This window comes from Bacteroides sp. 3_2_5 (assembly GCF_000159855.2).
GTDB lineage: Bacteria > Bacteroidota > Bacteroidia > Bacteroidales > Bacteroidaceae > Bacteroides > Bacteroides fragilis.
In genome coordinates this window covers 965,970-986,103 of record NZ_JH636044.1, presented here as the reverse complement: position 1 = coordinate 986,103, position 20,134 = coordinate 965,970, and the positions used below count along the sequence as shown (strand labels likewise).

Here is a 20,134-nt window from a genome sequence, read left to right as displayed (position 1 = left end):
TTTATGGCGATACATTCAGTCACCTATACGGCAAAAAAGAATCAATATTCACGTTAGGATGCCGTTTTAGCATTGGTCCGATAGGCCAATCGATAAATCGTACCCTTACTTACGTATTCGTATAGATGAGTAGTTACTTGACACTCAAAACGAGTTAAGAATCAATAAAAGTGAGGTTCAATAATCACAACACCCTTTATGACGGCTTCTATTATATTCATTATTGGTCAGCAGCTAATTCATCAATTACTTTTAAAAGGTACTGCCCATATTGGTTTTTCGACATAGGCTGAGCCAATTTCTTCATTTTATCAGAATTAATCCACCCTTGACGAAGTGCAATGCCTTCCAAACATGCTATTTTCAACCCTTGACGTTTCTCAATCACTTCGATAAAGGTACTTGCTTCACTCAAAGAGTCGTGCGTACCTGTATCCAGCCAAGCAAAGCCACGTCCCAAAGTCTGCACCTTCAACTCTTTATCATTGAGAAAATGTTGATTGACAGTTGTTATTTCCAACTCACCACGGGCAGAAGGTTTTATGTTCTTAGCAACTTCCACAACCTTATTAGGATAAAAATAAAGTCCAACAACGGCATAATTGCTTTTAGGCACTTTCGGCTTTTCTTCAATGGAAAGACAATTACCTCTTTTATCAAACTCCGCAACCCCATAACGTTCCGGATCATTCACCCAATAACCAAACACAGTGGCTTTTTGCTTTTCATCAGCAACACGGACTGCCTCTTTTAACATAGCCGAAAAGCCATTACCATGAAAAATATTATCACCCAAAACCAAACATACTGAATCATCACCGATAAATTTCTCACCAATAATAAAAGCTTGTGCTAAACCATCAGGAGAAGGTTGTTCCGCATATTCAAATCGCACTCCATAATCAGAACCGTCACCCAGCAAACGTTGAAAGCCGGGTAAATCATAAGGAGTGGAGATAATTAAAATCTCACGAATCCCTGCCAACATGAGTACAGAGATAGGATAATAGATCATCGGTTTATCGAATATCGGAAGTAACTGCTTACTGACTCCTTTGGTAATCGGATATAAGCGAGTGCCGGAACCACCGGCCAAAACAATACCTTTCATAATTAAAACTTAAAGGGAATTCGATTGATTTTTAACTATTGGCATACAGCCATAACAGTTGGTTGTCGATTGGCAGCAAAGATATATATCATTTTTGAGCCCTAATTTGAGTGCTTACAGATAAGTATCTTACTTAAAAATCATTATCTTTCGTTCATCCAAATTTATTCTTCAACATACTCCCACGGATAAGGATTATCCACCACAGTCTGAAACTCGTTGATAGCCTCTTGCTGTTCACTAGTAAGTGACACCGAATCCCAAGAAGCGATGATTGCACGGGCTTCGTCAGCCAAAGGCTCGTCGAATACCTCACCATAGCAGGCGGTAAGCAGACGAAGCTTCAATAGTGAAGCGGGAAGAGTATCGAGGATATCCCAGCAACGATCTAATATCTTCTGGACATGTTCGCGCTTTTCTCCGTGGTCGATGAACGATGCGTTGTAACCCATTAGGAGAGCGAGACAGACAGAGGCCTGTTCTTCAACCGTGGAACCTTGGACACCGGAATTATACAATGTTGTGGTCAAGCGGTAAACTTCATTGTTGCGGCGGGACAAGTCATCGCTGTAAATGGGACTCCCGTCCATGCCCAAATACATCAGGTCGTGCGCGGCACGCTGAAGGGAAGCTACTTCTTCGGAAAGAGTCATAATAAATTTGAATTATGAATTATTTGATTACTTCTATAAGATCAGGGTGAATAGTGGCCATGGCAACGGCTATGACACCTTGTATAGCAATGACTACGCGACGATCCCGGGCACCTTTCACTTTCAGGAAAACACCTTCTTGGCCCTCGAAGTCACCACCTGTAATACGGACTTTGGTTCCTTTGGACAAGTTGAGTTCATCGGGTTGAAAGTATAAAAGATGGTCACTGTAAGTACCGGCTACAGCAATGAAACGCTGCATTTCATTGTCGGGGATAATGATCTTCTTGCCGCTACGGGTATCGGTGATATATTGCAAATAAGCAACCATAGACTTGACACGCTTCACTTCGGAAGGACAAGCATGAATAAAAATCAGATTGTGAATGATAGGAACCAAAACACGGACTTTTTTCCCTTTCTTTATACTTATCTTATATTGCATAGGAACAAAACAGCCCAAGTTCTCTTTCGCAAGCAACCGCATAGCGTCAGTCTCTCGACGATAAGTGGCACGCATAGCGAACCATATTTCGGTCTCTTTTTCCACTTCCATTATACGATTATTTCATAAAAGGACATTCTCCCGGGGCTTTGAACTTCTTACATACACTTGAAATTCAATCACTTGCGAGTACTTTATGTAATATACGGCAAGCTTTGTACTCTCTTGCCACGGTTTCTTGTAGTTACTCATTACCTATCTGGTAAGAAACTATAAACAAACGAATTATACTAAAAAAACGTGTTTTTAAACGTTCGTCTATTTGAACACTATTTTTGTATTCATTTTTTCATTATCGAAACATAAAAGCAGACAGATAAAAAAGAGATTTTTATCCATAGATATCTATCTAGAAATTAATATATTAAGGTAGAAAGGCAAGAGTGCAAATCTTTTTTTTAATTAAACATTTTGCTATTATGAAAATACCCCTTATCTTTGCGTTCAAATAGACGAACGTTTTTTGAAACATCTCTCCTTAAACAAATTATCTCACTATAAGCCAACAGCTTACCTCTAAAAAGAAATTAAATTCCACAATTTATCTTATATTTGTAAGTTTACTAAATTTTTCGTCCATACCTTTGCAACATTTTATACAAATAAAAATCACTAAAATTAAAAAGATTATGAACTACGAAAACAAACAACAAGAAGAAAAAAAAAGAATTCAAAAAAAACAAAACGGGCAACAAGCAAATCTCTGACAATAGAGACCTTAAGTCAAACAGAGGACGAAAAAAGGAGAAACCCATACAAGGGATTGTTTTGAAACACTACGAATGCTTAAAGCTACTAATCACACTCTATCAAGATGGGGCAATGGGTATAAAAAAGGAGACATCACAAGTTGCATTAGCACGATATATAGACGACAAAAAACTATTAGGGAATATTCGAAATGGAATATTCATTCCATTGAAGTTCAGCACTATTCTAAAGGAAACAAACACCATCTGGAACGAAATGCTACGAGATAAATCCATTGGCATAAAATAGACAAGAAAACACACCATGAATTATTATACTCCAACCTAATCGGCAAACACTCTACCTTCGGGCCGACAAACAATTTATAAACTTTAAAATCATTATAATATGAAGAAGTTGAAAAGCCCGGCGTCACAAAGTGAAGCCATGAAACTGAGATGGAAAAAACGGATCGTCTTCGAGAAAGGATACACCGAGTCGTGCGCCGAATGGATGGCAGAACGACTTGAAGCACTCCTGGACCATATGCAATATGGACATGCGACGGTAGCTTACCGAAAACAAAACGGGAGTTTCCAACTGGTAAAAGCAACATTGATTTACTACGAAGCGGAGTTCCGTAAGAAGTATGATCCCACAAAAATAGAAGGCGCAGTAGTCTACTGGAATGTGGACGAACAACGATGGATGACATTCCAGGTGGAGAACTTCATGGAGTGGAGACCGATCGTATAGGGTGCCACCACAGATTACACGGATTTTCACGGATGAATTATTTATACTTTGAGGAATCAAGTGAAAACGTCTTTGGAAATCCGGAGTAATTTGTGGTAAATGTATTATTGAAAGTACAAACAACTAATCTAAAAAAACAAATATGGCAATAGCATACGACGGGATCAATTATTTTCCGGTGGGCGTAAACTTCATGGAAGAGAACGCAATGGAAGTGATAGAAGCAAAATATGGAATAAAAGGGTCGGCAATTGTGCTGAAACTGATGTGTAAGATTTACAAGGAGGGATACTACATACGATGGGATGAAGAACAATGCCTGATTTTCGCAAACAAAGCAGGAAGAGAGGTGCAGGCAGAAGAGGTGCAGGGGATCATCGAGATTCTGTTCACCAAAGGAATACTGGACAGAAACAGTTATCAGGAAAACGGAATACTGACTTCGGAAAGTATACAGAAAGTATGGATGGAAGCGACAAAGCGAAGGAAAAGAGAGTTGTCGGAGCTCCCTTACCTGATGGTGAAACCGGAAAAAGAAAATGGAAAAGCCGACACTCCCCCGGCACTACAAGAAATTCAGCAACCAGAGCTGTTCAAAAAGGAAAAAACACCTGTTAACCCGAAAAATGTAGTACATCATGTAGTCGTTGACGCAAAAAATGCATGCAATTCCGGACAAAGTAAAGTAAAAGAAAAGAAAGCAGAGGAAAATAAAGAATTTCCCCCCTCAGCTCCCCCCAAAGGGGAGGAAGAAGAGCGGAAGGGGGATTCTGCTTATCTCCCGATACCGGGATACGCCTTCAATACAATGACGCACAATTACTCGGGACTGATGGACACGCTAAAGAGATTGAGCATTACCGACACCGGGGAAGTAAACTCCATACTCAGGCTGTCGGACTATGGGAGGAAGGGAACGACGGTATGGAAACTGATTGCCAACACTTGCTGGAGCGACATCGGAGCCAAAGGAAGATACCTGATAGCGGCGCTAAACAAGACGAAAAGAAGGTAGCAGAGAGTGTCAGTCCCCTATTTGTAGTTGACAAAAAAGCAAATATACAGGCTTTTGACCAGAAAGGGATTCAGCGAAACAAAGAAGTAAAAAGTGTGCTTAACGAACTAAAACACAGTGTTTTTAAAGCACAAGATTTCTCTCGCCCAAAGCTTTGTTTTAACGCTACGTTAAAGCTTGTTCTTTAAATGCAAATAGCAAGTGTTTTCAATGCAAAAGGCTTGTTATTTGCACACAAGAATAAAATAACGGAGAAATGGCGTTAACAATGTTAATTGAGAAACACTCTACAAACAAAAAGAAATCTCTGTCATTCTAAAATCAAAAGTACAAATAGCCGTAATCAAATTCACAATATATTGGGAATTTCATGATGAAGGTACATAACTCAAGCCACAAAAAGCTCAAATTCACAATATATTGGGAATTTCCTTGCTTATCAAACAAATACTTAGTATTTTTGTTTCAAATTCACAATATATTGGGAATATGAAACAAATTGGAATACAGATTCGCCAACGAAGAAAAATGTTGGGTATAAATCAGCAAACACTTGCCGATTTAGCACAAATCAGTATCAATACTATAACAAAAATTGAAAATGGAGAAATAAATATTAATTTTCAAAAGCTCTATGCCATATTGGAGGTATTAGGATTAGAACTTTCTCTGAAAATTAAAAATAAGGAGGGACATCTATGAGACAAGGAGTCGTATACTTGAATAAAGAACGGGTAGGCATTATTACGGAATTATCTTCTAACGAATATAAATTTCGCTATGATGACGAATATTTCAATGATCCATCAAAGCCCTCCATAAGCCTGACATTGACAAAACAACAACAGGAATATACTTCCCATTATCTATTTCCTTTTTTTGCCAACATGCTGTCAGAAGGGCACAACCGCATCGTTCAGGCAAGATTATTGCAGATTGATGAAAAAGATGATTTTGGTATTTTATTAGCTACAGCACATACCGACACGGCTGGGGCTGTAACCATAAAACCTCTCGACTATGATTGAATTAACTTGCTGTCCTTCTACTTTACAAAAGGGATTCTCAACCTATTCGCCTGTTGCATTGAAAGAGCTGTTCAATAGCCAAAAGGTAAACCATATACTGCCATACAATGGCATGGACAATAATGAAACGGAACAAAAAGAATTTCAGGATAACAACAAACACATGTCTATATCCGGAGCTCAACAAAATAAGTCCAGCCAATGAACACTTAACCATGCAAATAGCCTCGCAAGTTTACAATATTCCTACAGCAGCCAATGGGCTCTGTTTTTTTCAAAATGATGAACCTGCCTATATCACACGACGTTTTGACATTGCACCCAATGGAAGAAAATTCAGAAAAGAAGATTTTGCTTCTTTAGCCGGAATATCAAAGGGGAATAAAGGTCCCAACTACAAATATGATGTATTAAGTTATGAAGAGATGGCGGATATTATCAAACAGTACGTCTCAGCATCATCTGTAGAGGTTCTAAAATTCTTTCGATTAGTTATTTTCAACTTCCTTTTTTCAAATGGAGATGCTCATGCTAAAAATTTCTCTTTGTTAGAAACTCCTTCTGGAGATTTTATACTTGCTCCGGCATATGATTTGCTAAATACCAGACTGCATATTTTTGATGATCATGTATTTGCTTTACAACGTGGCTTGTTTAAAGAGAATACGTTAAACGGAAATGACGGTGCGGTTACAGGAAAAGAATTCATAGAATTTGGTATCCGCATCGGCATTCCCCCCAAAAGAGTTCATAAAGAGCTAATAAGCTTTTGCCAAAAGGCAGAACAAGTACAAGATTTAGTCGAAAAATCATTTTTACCGAATCAATTAAAGAAACAATATTTACTCCATTACCAAATGAGAAAAGATTCCTATCTTTCGGTAGGCATTCCTACATAAAATTATACCAGTTTCTTTTTCTTCCTGTAGTTTTCACGAAACTCTTTGGGCGAACATTCTTTCTTTTTCTTGAAGATCCGATTGAAATTAGAAAGATTATTAAACCCGCATTCATAACAGATTTCAGCAATAGACATAGTAGAATCAACCAGCAGGCGGGCAGCAAACCCCAAACGAATGTCAATGATATAGTCCGAAAGATTCTTACCGGTACGCAATTTAAAGAAGCGACTGAAAGATACCGGAGTCATTCCTACCATATCGGCCAGCTGATTCAGGCGGATCTCTTCTTGATAATGGGCATTAATATATTCCTGCACTTTCTGCACACGGCGGCTATCCGAATGAATGCCGATTTTCGCGAAGGAAGAACTTGACAACGTACGGGCCTCTTCATTGAAAAGTGACAGTTCATAAAGTATGGTCAAGAACTTGATGACAGCATAAAACCCCTGTTTCTCGGATGCCAGCGTATCGAGAAGGGGATAAATTTTCAGGATGGCGGACATCGGAAAACAAAGACCTTTCTGAGCTTTCTCAAGCATATCACGAATAGAATCGAACTGATTCTTATTGATAAAACTTTTGAAGAAAAGATCGGAAGAGAACTGAATCGTTATTTCACGGATCTCTTTCGAATGACAATCATGTTGTTCCCATACATGTTCCAGATCTTTTCCGGTAATCAGAACCAAATCATAATCACTGATCACTTCTGCCGAATCACCGACGATCCGTCGCACACCGGCTGCTTTCTCCGTAAAGTTCAGCTCAAATTCGGCATGATTGTGAATGGGATAAGTAAACTCCGTTTTATACCGTTCGGCAATGTAGAAACAATCCTTATCGGACAGCGGAGTGATCTCCCGAATAATGTTGCTTTGTAGTGCATTCATAGCTAATATAGTATTATTAGCCACAAATATAACACACTTTTTTAATTTCTTCTATTCCACTCCCGAAAATCTTCTCCCGTAGGATTCTGGAATACGCGCAAACCAAATTCCGGAACAATGGCAAGCAGATGATCGAATACATCGGCCTGAATTCCTTCGTAAGGTACCCACTCTTTCACAGCAGAAAAAAAGTAAAGTTCGACCGGAATACCTTGTTCGGTGGGCTGAAGATACCGTACCATACAAGTGAGGTTCTTATTGACATCGGGAAGACTTTTCAAGTAGTTGGTCAGATAGGCACGGAATACTCCGAGATTGGTCTGACGTCGCCCATTGACCAAAATAGAGTTGTCTATGTGATGTTCTTTATTATACTCTTTCACCACCTGCTCGGTCTGCTCCACATAATCGGTCAACAATTGGATTTTCTTATATTTAGCCAACATTTCGGGGGTACAGAATCTTACACTGTTCATATCGATATTGATAGAACGCTTCACACGCCGTCCACCGGACTCTTGCATACCCCGCCAATTCTGAAAAGAATCGCTGACCAGCAGATAGGGAGGGATGGTAGTGATGGTATTGTCCCAATTGCGCACTTTCACCGTATTGAGCGTCACTTCAATCACCGTACCGTCGGCTCCGTATTTGGGCATAGCAATCCAGTCACCTACTTTCAGCATATTATTTGCAGAAAGTTGAATGCCGGACACAAATCCCATAATACTGTCTTTAAACACCAACATCAGGATGGCAGCCGAAGCACCAAGCCCGGTGAGCAATACCATCGGAGATTTATCTATCAATACACTGATAACAACAATTCCTCCAATGAAAAATAGTATCACTTGTGCCGTTTGCAACAAACCTTTCAATGGTCGATCACGAAACTGTTCTCGCTCACTGTATACATGATAAACAGCCGACAGAAATGCACTGATAAAACGCAGAAAAACCGCAATGATATAAATCATGCAGATACGACGGATAAAATCGAGGGCACTTACATTCGGAATTGCCAAAGGAATCAACACATAAATAATGATGGGAGGGACAAGATGACTGAGGTAAATCAAAACTTTACGGTCGAACACAATATCATCCCAGGTTGCTTTGGTCTTTTTCACTAGTTTGGCAACTACTCTTAAAAGAATGTTACGACAAATAAGATCGGCTAAAAAGGCAATGCCAATAATCAGTACCAGTGTCATAATGGGGCCTACTTCACTGGAGTCAAATCCCCAGGAAACGAATAAGTCATTTATTTTTTCGGTTATCTGTTCCATATAAAAACTCTTTTATGTCTTCTTTCAACCATTGATAAAGGTATAAATCTTTGTAAGCACTATTTTTGCGAAGCATTACCTCGACATTGACCTGACTGTTTTGATAACAAGTCAGTTCATTATGAAATTGTTCGTCATGTTCCGCCAATTTTTTGATTTCTTGTTCCCGTTCGCGTCGCAGGGCTGTACAAACGGGAGTCAATACTTTCATCACGACATTGTCCATGATGTGATGCCCCTGAATAAACAGATATGTTGTATCAGGAAGCACTCCAAGTTCTTTTAATTCGACCGATAACTTATCGACCTCTTCGATACCTTGTGGAAAACGCGTGGATAACTCAGAAAGTTTAGACGTTACCGAACGCCTCACTGCCTCCAAAGAACGTTCCGGATGCCTCAAGCTAACATCGTGCAAACGAACACAGGCATTAAATTCACTCATAGTAAACGTATAAGTATCATGACGACGATAAAACCAGACAGACCACAGGAAAAGCGGATAAGCAATCTGAGAGTATCGTTTCATAAACTCATTGAAGTCAATCAGGTGTCTGTCGTTCAAAGTGGCTTGCACACAGACCTCATGCAAGCTATCGGCATAACAATGATAGTTTTCAATAGCATAAGCATAGGTCTGAAAAATATATCTATTACGATTAATTTTACGTGAAGTAGCAGTAGCTCCTTGCAACAAAAAGTCATAATCGCTATCCACACAGGCAATCAGACTTTTGCCTAACTCGGCCGTATTAAGGGTATTCATCAGTACCATTTTCTTGCCTTTAGCCAAAGATGTAGCCGAAGGAAGCATCACCTGAAAATAATGTTCTTCGTCCTCAAACTCCTCAAGCAGTGTACGCCAGAAAGCTACATCGTCATAACTCTCAACATAAGCTACAATCCGGCGGCGCGCCTTTTTAGAGTATAACTTATGAGCAGCATTGAAATAGGAAGAAGTCAGATTGTCTTTGAGACTGATTGCCATAGGTCGTGTTTTAGTTAAATGCTACTTATAGCTGGTTGCAATATCACTTACTTCGGTCACAGCATCGAGCCATCCTTCCATGATCACTGCAGGAGAATGTGTCGTTAGTATAATCTGCACATTCGGATTCAGTTCACGGATCATCGATATCAGCTTTTGCTGCCATTCGATATGCAAAGAAGCTTCGGGCTCGTCCATGAACAATACGCAATGGGCATTATCCTGTACAAGTACAGTAAGCAGAATAACTAACATCTGCTTTTCACCGGAAGAAAGTTTATAAGGAAACAGAAGTTCACCATCCTGATAGAAAGCAATATCATTGCGTCTACGGTCTATTTTTTTACGGGTATAGCTGAATAGTTCGTCAACCATGTCTTGAAAACGACGTTTAGCAATGGAAAGCGTGGCTGCTTTACTACGTTCTTCCTCGTTATTGCTGCTCAACAGCTCGATCATCTTATTGCCTATATTGACTTGATAATCCAGATAACGGCGCTGCAACAGATAGAGTTGCCAGTCGAGTTCGGACTTTACATTCTTATCTGCCATACGGGCTGTGAAATCCCCCATAATAAGCGGACGATCGTAACTACGGATAACATCATAAGGAATGTAAGTAGCTTCGGGATTGTCGAAAAAGATATGTACTCCGTTTTTTTCATCACTCTTCACTTCACCCGACAGTTGCTCGAGATACCCGACCGATCGATTCAGGATAGTGGTTTTTCCAACTCCATTGATTCCGGATAGTATATTGACATCCGGACGAAGGTCCCAGACTATATTGAAACGGTCCCATAATCCGTCTATTTCAATTCGTTTGATATAATTGGCTGATAGTTCCATAAATGGTTGCATTTAAATTAAACAAATATAGAAAATTCAAACGATAAATTGGTTACTTTTGCATCAGTTTTCAATAAAGGTAACATTTTCGGTATGGAGATTGATAAGAATCTGAAAGGACACGCATTGGCATTTACAGCCAACGTGATGTGGGGGCTGATGTCCCCCATCGGTAAATCGGCATTGGCAGAGTTCTCAGCGCTTTCGGTAACCACCTTCCGCATGGTAGGTGCCGCAGCAGCTTTCTGGATACTTTCCGCTTTCTGCAAACAAGAGCAGGTAGGACACCGTGACATGGTGAAGATTTTTTTTGCTTCTCTGTTTGCCCTTGTTTTCAATCAGGGGATATTTATATTCGGATTGTCTCTCACTTCTCCGATAGACGCATCTATCGTAACAACAACTTCACCTATCATCACCATGATTGTGGCAGCTATCTATCTGAAAGAACCGGTTACCAACAAAAAGGTTTTGGGCATCTTTATCGGAGCAATGGGAGCGTTAATCTTAATTCTAAGCAGTCAGGCAGTAAGTGCAGGAGGAGGAAGCATTTGGGGAGATTTACTTTGCATGATTGCGCAACTTAGCTTCTCCATCTATTTAACCGTATTCAAAGGGTTATCCCAACGCTATTCGGCCATCACGATTAATAAGTGGATGTTTATCTATGCATCCATCTGTTATATTCCTTTCTCATACCAGGATATAGCAAGCATTAAATGGGACAGCATTTCGACAGCCGCCATCTATCAAGTACTTTATGTGGTACTATGTGGAAGTTTCATTGCTTACATCTGCATCATGACCGCGCAAAAACTAATGCGCCCTACAGTAGTAAGCATGTATAATTATGTACAGCCTATTGTTGCTTCTATTGCTGCTATTTTAATGGGAATCGGAAGCTTCGGCTGGGAAAAAGGGGTTGCGATCGCATTGGTATTTCTTGGAGTCTACTTTGTGACTCAAAGTAAATCGAAAGCAGATTTGGAAGGTGTGTCATAACTCACCACAGAATTTTGACACACCTTTATCATTATTTCAGATCTTCAAAATAGGTATCGAGTAGGCTCTTGGCAGCAACAAAAGAGGTTAGATTTCCCCTGAGCACTTGTTGCTCCTTTTCTTGTAACATCGATTCGATCTTGGCATTATGATAGAAACTGTCACGTAACTGTTCATTGATGCTTTCATACATCCAGTATTTACTTTGTTCGTTACGGCGGTATTCAAAATAGCCATTACCTTTCACAAAATCGATATACTCATACACCATATCCCATATTTCCTTTACCCCAAGATTGTAGAATCCGGAATATGTGAGTACACGCGGTGTCCATCCGGAATCGGGAGCGGGAAAAAGATGCAAAGCATTACGGAACTGAGCAGCGGCCAACTTGGCTTTATCGATATTGCTACCATCAGCCTTATTAATCACAATACCATCTGCCATTTCCATGATACCGCGTTTAATACCTTGAAGTTCGTCTCCCGTACCGGCCAACTGAATCAACAGAAAGAAATCGACCATCGAGTGAACAGCCGTTTCACTCTGTCCCACTCCCACCGTCTCTACAAATATCTTATCGAAGCCGGCCGCTTCACACAGAATGATTGTTTCACGGGTTTTACGGGCTACTCCTCCCAAAGAACCGGCGGAAGGGCTGGGACGTATAAATGATTTAGGATGCACTGAAAGCTGCTCCATACGGGTTTTATCACCCAAAATACTTCCTTTGCTGCGTTCACTGCTCGGGTCGATGGCTAAAACCGCTAACTTACCTCCCTTTTCGAGAACGTGCAATCCAAAGACATCAATCGAGGTGCTTTTACCGGCTCCCGGTACACCACTGATACCTACACGGATTGAATTTCCGGAATAAGGCAGACATTTTTCAATAACTTCCTGGGCAGTAGCTTGATGTTCAGGACGCACACTTTCTACCAAAGTCACAGCCTGACTCAAGATCGTCACATCTCCCTTGACAATTCCCTCCACAAACTCACTAACCGACAATTGACGCTTCTTTACCTTCCGTTTCAGATAAGGATTTACAGATGACGGTTGTTCAATGCCTGCATTCACAACCAAACCTTTATACGCTTCGTTATTCTCAGGATGTTCCATGGCAGATATTAATTATGTGATTCGTTATTCGTAGCTTTTACATCGATCTCCACTTTCGGTTGCACCGGATCATTGGTGATCATCAGGATACGTAAATGCCTCTTTTTCTTTCCAAGGTTCTTTTTCAGAACAGTCACCCTCAACCGAGTACTTTCACCCGGTTGCAGTACAGTTTTTTTCAAAGCAACCCCCACTGCCGGATTAAACACTTGCAGTTTGCTAATTTGCAGAGGAGATTTACCTGTATTAGTGATAACAATGTCTCGTCTGGCTTTGTTTTTCTTGGCCAGCACCTGACTTAAATCAATCTTAGATTCGGACAGGCGAATAACAGGAGCGACCGCCTTATCCTGTTCGGTCATTCCTGAAAAGTCCGGAAGAAGGACTGCTGACACAGGTATTTCGTTCTCTTCACCCACTTTATCACCGGCAAAACGAGCCAGATAAACAGAAGACTGGGTCAAGCCCAAATCCATTAGTTGTTTGGTGTCGAGTGTGAGAGTAATGGTTCCTTTCTTACCCTTTAAAAGGACGGTCGGATTAGTTTCCATTTTCAGATAAGGCGGAAGGTGCATCAATACAGGTTCGTATGGACGATCGGAAAGATTGACTACTCCTAATGTGATTACCGGTTTCTCTCCACTGTGTGCATCCGGAAAATCAATATCTGTACGATCAATCCGGATTTGCCCGATTGCATAAGGATGTGTTTTAGTAAAGTCCTTGATTTCCTGAACCACCTCCCCGTCAAAATTCAGATAAACCAAACTGGGCTGTGCATTGCTGTAAATGCCGATTGACTTATTGAAATGCCCTAGCGCTTTAGCATCAAACGTAGCACTAACTGTTCCTTTTTCTCCGGGAGCAATCGGAGTTTTCGTCCAGTTAGCAACCGAACAGGCACAAGAAGTGGTAACATTAGTCAGTACCAAAGGTTTATCACCTGTATTGGTAATAGTATATTCTACAGAAACCGGACGTTTCCATTCGATTTGTCCGAAATGATGGGTCTCCTTATTAGAAGAGATACGAGGTTGAGCTACAGCCGATAAAGTAATAGTAAGTAAAGTAAATATGAAGAGTAAACTACGTTTCATTCGTCTCTGTTTTATAATTATTAGTTGTTTAGAGTACAAAAATAGGGGTTTTCAGTGAGATTCTGCCATTGATTACATATTTTTAAGCACAGGCAGAACGGCTTTCGCTTATATACCCTAATCGAAACTCTTTTTACCACGGAGTGACACGGAGTATCACAGAGTCTTTTCATCAAGAATCAACAACTTAAAATTGCCTCTGTGTTACTCTGTGTCCTCTGTGGTGGGTTTTGACGATCCTCCCCTTTCAAAAGACAGAGTTCTATTTACTGAGAAACTTCGTAACGGGCAGAAGCTGAATGGGCAGCATATTCGGGTGCATAGGCACTTTGAATAGTAGCAATTCCTGCTTCATAACTTCCCGCACGATCTACACGATAACTGTATTCTAAAACATAAGTCCCCTTATTCAAAGTATCGAAGAAGAAATCGGTAGAAGCATCTTTTACTGCAACATAACAACCGACATCACCGACATTACGATATCCGGACAGGACCTCTACCGGTTCAAGACAAGCAGCACGTTGATCTTTCAATTGTACAAAGTCCATTGTACGATCGAGACGAACGGTCAGACGAACAACTACTTTATCACCAACCTTTAATTGAGTTTTACCGATAACCGGCTGTAACAGGCGATTATTATTAACAATCGTCTCTACATACAATTTCTTATCAACATTCAACCCACTTCCCTGGCGGACCACTTTATCAAGATTCTCTTCGAACTGTGCATAAACTGCTCCCCAGGCAATACCCGGATCTCTCTTTTCAACGATAATCTCATCGGTATTCACGGTCTTCTTATCGGTAAAAGTCTTTTTGATATAGCCTAATCCCGGAACAGTCGTCTTGGCAGGACTTATCGTTTCTAAAACTTCATTGCCAAGGACAATACGCACGTCTCCCTGATTATCCAATAAATTAGTACCCCGGTAAAGCAAAGCATAAACAGCATTGGCTGTAGCTACCGGAGAGTCCCACTGTTGAGTTTGCTTCTGTTTTAAAAGCCACATTTTCATTTCTTCAACAATCGTGGCATTGCTGCCTACCATCTCAAAAGCCTCCATTACATCAACATGGGCAGGCACTTTTAAGTTATTCCAAGCATACGGACTATCAGTCCTATCAAAGAACATGCCTTGCTCGTCTGTTTGAGTAAGATATTCTTTGAGAGATGCCATAAACTCCTGAGCTTCTTTTACCTTACCTGCCTTCTGTAATACAATAGCCGACCAGGCCTTCTCGGTGACGGATTGTTGAGACAATGATGGAGCAACTTTGGATAGGAAGTAATCATAACCTTCTTTCACCGATGCCGGAACTTTTTCGCCAGAGACAGCAATCAAATAAAGATACTTCAATGCACTTCGTGAAATTCCCTCTGATTTATTGCCAACCTTTTCTGCCTCACGGATAGAACGATATTCCTGCAAGGCTTCTTTATGGAGATAACCGAAAGCTGCTTGTTGCATATCCAGCGCTCCTCCCTCCAGCGGCTTCCCTGTAAGCAGGGCTATACGTGCATTCTGTTCTACAATGAAGTCGGTGACAAAAAGACTTCCGTCCATTCCTTTATACCAGCTCCACGAACCATCAGGTAACTGGAGTTCCTTTAATTTCAACAAAGCTGCTGTATTACTGTTACGGATATTATTCAAATCGAATAAAGTGGCAATACGCTCTTTTTGTTCGCTTTCCGAAGTCGCTTCCATCACCCAAGGAGATTCAGAAAGAAGGATATTCTTCACTTCCTGATTTTTTTGCAAATTACTCAAGAAGCTTTCTTTAGTGCCTCCCTGGAGTTTCCAACTATCAAATATTGCCTGAATACGTGGCTGAGCATTCATGATATAAGAAGCCATTGTATTGGCATACCAGGAAGTAGCCCACGAAATAGCATCATCATTCCGAGGTTGTGATAGTGCCGGTAATGCTTGCACTGCATACCAAGCCGGATTGGAAGTAAACTCTACAGTTAAACGGCGGTTGGTCGCAGTCTTACTATGGTGATTGAACAGATCGGCCAAAGAAAAAGTACGTGTTTGCTCGCCACGAACAGGCATGGGCAAAGTCTCTGTCAAGTTCTCCTTATCACTGAGAACCGGAAGCAAATGCTGCTCTCCATCACTGAAATTTCCTCCTTCGGCAATCATCCGGCATCCCAAAAGTTCATATTTATCGGTTACTGTGAACAAGAAACTTACACCGACACTCTGTCCGGCTCCGGCATTAAATTTCTTCTGTTGGGTCGATATTACCTGATCTGTCATTGGATCGAAAAGTACCAGTTTCACAGTACCAGACAGATTTTTACCGGTCAGATTACTAACAGAAGCAGCCATGGAAGTGTGATCTCCTACCCGGACAAACCGAGGTAGATTCGGAGTAAGCATAAACTCTTTACTGGTAACAGCAGTAGCATCCATCTGCCCTGTCATCATATCTTGTGTATGAGCATATCCTCGGAAATTCCAGGTCGTGAGACTTTGAGGCATACGGAAAGAGAAACTGACCTCACCCTGAACGTTCGTGTGAAGCTGCGGATAAAAGAAGGCAGTTTCCGCAAAGTCGGTACGTAACTCTATATCTGTTGTCCTACCCATATCGGCATTGTCCATTGACATTGCCATTCCGCTCTCTTCCGTAACAGGAACCATTTCAGATTCGAAAACGACATCGGCTACGGCAGCGCTCTTCATTTGTGGTTTTGCAGCACCCATTCCGCGCAGACGTGCATATCGGGTAGTCGGGGCAGCATCATTGGTGACCGACAACATTTCGGCAACCGCATATAAAACCGGAGGCAAGTCAAAATGATCATAGCTAAACGGAGGCACCTTAAAATCAGTCCGGCGGAAACCAAAATAAAAATAGTTTGAGCCAACATAATCTCTCCTCCAACGAGCAATGGGGACAGAAAGTTGATAATGTAATTGCAATGACTGGTTGGTCTTCCAAATTTTATCCAAAGAGGCATCATACATAGTAGCCAGCATTTCGGCCAAAACAGGTGATTTCTGTGGATTACGGATAGTCAGTTTCCATTCCTCTTCCTGCCCGGGACGTAATTTATCACGGAATACATCCCAACGCATATTCAAGTTATGATCGGGCAAACGTTTTATCAGGCTTACCTCCTGTTCGTAAACAACACCTTTACGAACAAATACAAAGGTAATACCCAAACCATTCCCGTAGGCTTCCCGATACGGATATTCAAAACGAACAAGAGAATCGGACAAATGAAGAAGCTTACTCTCCAGATGCTTATTACCACAGAACACATCCATTAAGACATAAGTATCTTTTTCGGAAGTACCAAAATAGAACAGGGCAGGATGTGCTGCATCAAACCGGGTATTCACTTCATAACACCACAAAGGCATAGATACCGGAGGACGCTTATCATCGGAAGCAAAAAGAATCACTACCTTTTCCGCATCTACCTTACGGCCTTGATCATCTTTCACCGAAGCTACAAGTTTGTAAGCACCTGAAGGAAGTTTTTTCCAATCGGACAACAAGATCTCTTCATTGGACCTAAACGAACCGGAAAGAGCCGGTTGATCGGAAACGTCCTGTTCTTTCAAGGGTTTTGATTTCTGATAATCGGAAATCAAAAACAACCGGTAACTGCCTTCGACACTGACCGGTTTACGATCCAGATTATTTACCCGAAAAGTCGCTTTCACAGAATCATCCTTGCAAATCAGTCCGGATATATCAGCAAACAATAACAAAGAGGTCTTTCCTGCCCGCAGACTTGTTTCTGAAGTTTGCGTTTCACCTGCGACATTGGTTACTGAAAGCTGCACTTTATAGTCATAATATAAAGAGGTATTGTCACCGTCTCCCAAATCGGGATTCGAAGTGTCAGGTTTCAGATCCACAGGAATTTCGAAGTTTCCATCTACTCCCAAACGGACAGTGTCAGAGGCCAAAATAACCGGATTCATCCCCCACATCCGCCAAGTATACAATGAGCGGGTAATGGTATAAGTAACAGGAATATCCTGTAACGGCACACCACTGAAAGTTTTTACACTCCCTTTCAACTCGACACGATCTCCCAACCGATAACTTTCAGTCACCGGCTCAAAAGTAATATCAAATGTAGGACGTTTGTAATCCTCTACACGAATGGAACGAAATCCGTTTTGAGTATTCAAACTAAAAGTACCGTTCAAACAAACAGACGGTAAAACAAATTCTGCGGTGAAAGATCCAAAATCATTGGTACGCAGCTTCTTTGCACTGATTTCTTGCCCATTGGCATCCGAAAGAGTCAGCGTATATTCCTGTCCCGCAATCACATGGGCAGAGTCAGGATACTGTTCATAGGCAATGCCTTTTACATAGACAGTCTGCCCCGGACGATAAACAGAACGGTCGGTAAGCAAAGTTACCACAGAAACAGGTTTTGAATGGTCTGCAAAATTATAATCTCCTCCCCATAAATACATCTGCGGCATAGCTGTATCATTCCCTTTGGCAGCAGTCAGATACCTGTATTTTTCCGACGAAGCAAACTGTACTTTCCCTTCGGTATTGGTAGTGGCTGTCAGAAGTTGTTTGTTCTGTCGATCGAAGAATGAAAGAACAACACCCTGCAAAGGCTTGCCACTCATAGCATCGAGAATAGCTACCTCACTCAGATTAGAAGGTAGAGATCGGGTAAGAACTTTAAAGCAAGTAGAATAGAGAAATTTTGAAACATTGGAACGAACCTTAACACCCGGAATAACACGGAGGGCGTACAGTCCTGTTTCAGGTGCCTTTATGTGGTAGATGGAATCTTTCACTTTATAGTCATCCGACGGGAAGAGAACATAATGTTCCGATGAAAGTAAACGTCCATGTTTTTTTAGAAATACGTCATTGGGTGCTTCCACCGTATTCGGACGTGCCGGTAAATTAATTGCATACAACTCTACCGTAAAGTCTTTCAAATTTTTAAAGCTGACTTTTAAATCAAACTCCTCACCCGGATAAACTGTTGACGGGGATTGCACTGTCAGATCGGGACGCAGAATTTCTTGCTTCAGTTCTTTCAGAGCATTGATGCGGCGATAGTCCGGATAGCGAGAGATAGCCTCTTCGCACAATTGTAACGCAGAAGCGGGCACTCCTGCATCCATTGCCGCCTGTGCCTTGAGCAAATAAACTTCTGCACAGACATCATGTGACTTATTTTCGGCAATCAGTTTGTCCAGTGCAGCCAAATAAGGATCCTGTGTCAAGCCAAGTTTCCCCTCCGGAGCACGATAAGGCCGAAAATCGATATCAGTACGCCTCTTCCACTGCAAATAATCCAAAGTAGTAAGCAACAGAGCATCGTGATTATCAGTCCGACGATATGAATTCATCATGTGCTGATAAATTTCTTCAATGCGTACATTTATTAAAGAATCACGACCAAATCCGGACAGATTCTCCAATGAAGTAATGGCACGGGAAGCCAACAAATGATACATATCATGATGATAGTAATCACTGGTTACTCCAAGTTCCACAAAAGGAATGTAGCTTCGGGAGGAAGTATCGAGCAGTAGCAAAGAGTCTTGAAATGTTACGGCTATTTCTGTCATTACTTTAGTTACAAACTGATTCTTACTCCACTCCCGGATATCAACAGAGGGAGCTTCTTCTTCCAAATCCGTACGTTGATTCAGTTTCCAACGGTTTTGGGAAGCATAATCTGCATACATACTACCGATGAGCGAATGCAGGATTGCACGGTCCAATGGCTTGTCCGTAGTCACCGCCCACTGCTCTAAGCCATTCAACGACACGTAAAAGCTATCCGGAGTAATCTCTTCCCTAAATTTCATCTGCCAAATATAAGCTTTCAGCATTTGAGGAGAATTCTTCTCTGCTTTAGCTTTTTGATAAATTTCACCGGTTAATCGGACAACTGTTTGGGGCAAACTTTTCTGCTGGGCCTGCTCCACTTGCTTCCATAATCTATCGTATGATTGAGCATGTGTCCATGACATCATCCCCATAGAAAGTAACACGATAATACAAATCAGTTTAATTCTCATATATTAAAAGTTTAAGTATCAATACATAATTAACAAAGAAACAAATTAAAGTTTAAAGATTTGTTCTTTTTAGCTTAAAAAAAGAGAACAGGGCAAACGTGATACGATTATTAATGGTTCTAATTAATCTCTTTTAACACAAAAATCAAAATAGCAAAACTTTTTCGGGTATCTTTGTAACAAGAA

Annotated in this window: 15 protein-coding genes and 1 pseudogene; 6 read left to right on the top strand and 10 right to left on the bottom strand. The window is 41.0% G+C overall.

Annotated features, from left to right (window positions below):
* Positions 1 to 220: 220 nt before the first annotated feature.
* The 3 genes from rfbA to upgY all read right to left on the bottom strand — a co-directional run bounded on the left by rfbA (position 221) and on the right by upgY (position 2,320).
* Positions 221 to 1,111: a glucose-1-phosphate thymidylyltransferase RfbA gene (gene rfbA, locus BSHG_RS13820; RefSeq protein WP_008658594.1), complete on the bottom strand. Its 891-nt coding sequence runs from the start codon at positions 1,109 to 1,111 to the stop codon at positions 221 to 223.
* A 164-nt stretch (positions 1,112 to 1,275) separates the two neighbouring features.
* On the bottom strand, positions 1,276 to 1,764 hold the full coding sequence (locus BSHG_RS13825) for a UpxZ family transcription anti-terminator antagonist (RefSeq protein WP_008658591.1): 489 nt from the start codon (positions 1,762 to 1,764) through the stop codon (positions 1,276 to 1,278).
* 19 nt (positions 1,765 to 1,783) lie between these two features.
* Positions 1,784 to 2,320 (bottom strand): capsular polysaccharide transcription antiterminator UpgY, encoded by a 537-nt coding sequence (upgY, locus tag BSHG_RS13830; RefSeq protein ID WP_005784914.1) that lies wholly within the window; start codon positions 2,318 to 2,320, stop codon positions 1,784 to 1,786.
* Positions 2,321 to 3,367: 1,047 nt separating this feature from the next.
* Here upgY and BSHG_RS13835 point away from each other — a divergent pair.
* From BSHG_RS13835 to BSHG_RS0220200, 5 genes and pseudogenes are all read left to right on the top strand, one after another.
* Positions 3,368 to 3,715 carry an SH3 beta-barrel fold-containing protein gene (locus BSHG_RS13835; RefSeq protein ID WP_008658588.1) on the top strand — a complete coding sequence of 116 codons (348 nt, stop codon included), beginning with the start codon at positions 3,368 to 3,370 and terminating at the stop codon, positions 3,713 to 3,715.
* A 142-nt stretch (positions 3,716 to 3,857) separates the two neighbouring features.
* Positions 3,858 to 4,730 carry a DUF4373 domain-containing protein gene (locus tag BSHG_RS13840; protein WP_008658587.1) on the top strand — a complete coding sequence of 291 codons (873 nt, stop codon included), beginning with the start codon at positions 3,858 to 3,860 and terminating at the stop codon, positions 4,728 to 4,730.
* Positions 4,731 to 5,219: 489 nt separating this feature from the next.
* On the top strand, positions 5,220 to 5,432 hold the full coding sequence (locus tag BSHG_RS13845) for a helix-turn-helix transcriptional regulator (RefSeq protein ID WP_005818358.1): 213 nt from the start codon (positions 5,220 to 5,222) through the stop codon (positions 5,430 to 5,432).
* Positions 5,429 to 5,758: a HipA N-terminal domain-containing protein gene (locus BSHG_RS13850; protein ID WP_005784907.1), complete on the top strand. Its 330-nt coding sequence runs from the start codon at positions 5,429 to 5,431 to the stop codon at positions 5,756 to 5,758. The genes BSHG_RS13845 and BSHG_RS13850 overlap by 4 nt, the downstream gene beginning before the upstream one ends.
* Positions 5,751 to 6,657, top strand: a pseudogene (locus BSHG_RS0220200) (type II toxin-antitoxin system HipA family toxin). Before BSHG_RS13850 ends, BSHG_RS0220200 begins: the two are co-directional and overlap by 8 nt.
* A 2-nt stretch (positions 6,658 to 6,659) precedes the next feature.
* Here BSHG_RS0220200 and BSHG_RS13855 read toward each other — a convergent pair.
* From BSHG_RS13855 to BSHG_RS13870, 4 genes are read right to left on the bottom strand one after another with little or no spacing between them, the layout of a single operon-like run.
* Positions 6,660 to 7,553 carry an AraC family transcriptional regulator gene (locus BSHG_RS13855; RefSeq protein WP_005775503.1) on the bottom strand — a complete coding sequence of 298 codons (894 nt, stop codon included), beginning with the start codon at positions 7,551 to 7,553 and terminating at the stop codon, positions 6,660 to 6,662.
* 41 nt (positions 7,554 to 7,594) lie between these two features.
* Positions 7,595 to 8,842, bottom strand: a complete 1,248-nt coding sequence (locus BSHG_RS13860) for a mechanosensitive ion channel family protein (RefSeq protein ID WP_005784900.1) — start codon at positions 8,840 to 8,842, stop codon at positions 7,595 to 7,597.
* Positions 8,814 to 9,830: a DUF4435 domain-containing protein gene (locus BSHG_RS13865; protein ID WP_005801388.1), complete on the bottom strand. Its 1,017-nt coding sequence runs from the start codon at positions 9,828 to 9,830 to the stop codon at positions 8,814 to 8,816. Before BSHG_RS13865 ends, BSHG_RS13860 begins: the two co-directional genes overlap by 29 nt.
* A gap of 21 nt (positions 9,831 to 9,851) precedes the next feature.
* Positions 9,852 to 10,679 (bottom strand): AAA family ATPase, encoded by an 828-nt coding sequence (locus BSHG_RS13870; protein WP_005784896.1) that lies wholly within the window; start codon positions 10,677 to 10,679, stop codon positions 9,852 to 9,854.
* Between the two features lie 93 nt (positions 10,680 to 10,772).
* Here BSHG_RS13870 and BSHG_RS13875 point away from each other — a divergent pair, with 93 nt between their 5' ends.
* Entirely contained in the window at positions 10,773 to 11,681 is a 909-nt protein-coding gene (locus BSHG_RS13875; RefSeq protein WP_005784893.1) for a DMT family transporter, read from the top strand.
* Between the two features lie 31 nt (positions 11,682 to 11,712).
* Here BSHG_RS13875 and meaB read toward each other — a convergent pair whose 3' ends face one another.
* From meaB to BSHG_RS13890, 3 genes are all read right to left on the bottom strand, one after another.
* Positions 11,713 to 12,804, bottom strand: coding sequence for a methylmalonyl Co-A mutase-associated GTPase MeaB (gene meaB / locus BSHG_RS13880; RefSeq protein WP_005784891.1), 1,092 nt, complete (start codon positions 12,802 to 12,804; stop codon positions 11,713 to 11,715).
* Positions 12,805 to 12,812: 8 nt separating this feature from the next.
* A complete protein-coding gene (locus BSHG_RS13885; protein ID WP_005796193.1) occupies positions 12,813 to 13,901 on the bottom strand; it encodes a DUF1573 domain-containing protein in 1,089 nt (362 codons plus the stop codon).
* A 266-nt stretch (positions 13,902 to 14,167) separates the two neighbouring features.
* Complete coding sequence (locus BSHG_RS13890; RefSeq protein WP_008658576.1) at positions 14,168 to 19,948, bottom strand: alpha-2-macroglobulin family protein; 5,781 nt, start codon at positions 19,946 to 19,948, stop codon at positions 14,168 to 14,170.
* Positions 19,949 to 20,134: the final 186 nt, after the last annotated feature.